Annotated in this window: 1 protein-coding gene; it reads left to right on the top strand. The window is 53.3% G+C overall.

The genetic code is table 11. The features are described 5' to 3' along the window. On the top strand, nt 1-228 hold a 228-nt coding region (locus PZH32_RS13630), incomplete at its 5' end, for a diguanylate cyclase (protein WP_275208794.1). Nucleotides 229-291: the final 63 nt, after the last annotated feature.

Raw genomic sequence — 291 nt, 5'->3', positions numbered from 1 at the left:
CTGACGGAGGCTGCGGAAGTCGCAGAACGTATTCGCCTGAAGTTAAATGAAAAAGAGATGTTGATTGCTAAGAGTACGACGATACGCATCAGTGCCTCGCTGGGGGTAAGTAGCAGCGAGGAAACCGGTGATTATGATTTTGAACAACTCCAGTCACTGGCTGACCGTCGACTTTATCTCGCTAAACAGGCCGGGCGTAATCGGGTATGCGCGAGCGATAACGCTTAACGGGCGGAGAAAAAATGGTCCAGCCCTTCACCCCAGCCTTCCGGTCCTTCACGCTGCGTTCGC

This window comes from Adlercreutzia equolifaciens (genome assembly GCF_029076695.1).
GTDB classification, from domain to species: Bacteria; Actinomycetota; Coriobacteriia; order Coriobacteriales; family Eggerthellaceae; genus Adlercreutzia; species Adlercreutzia equolifaciens_A.
This window is presented reverse-complemented; position numbering and strand designations above follow the sequence as displayed.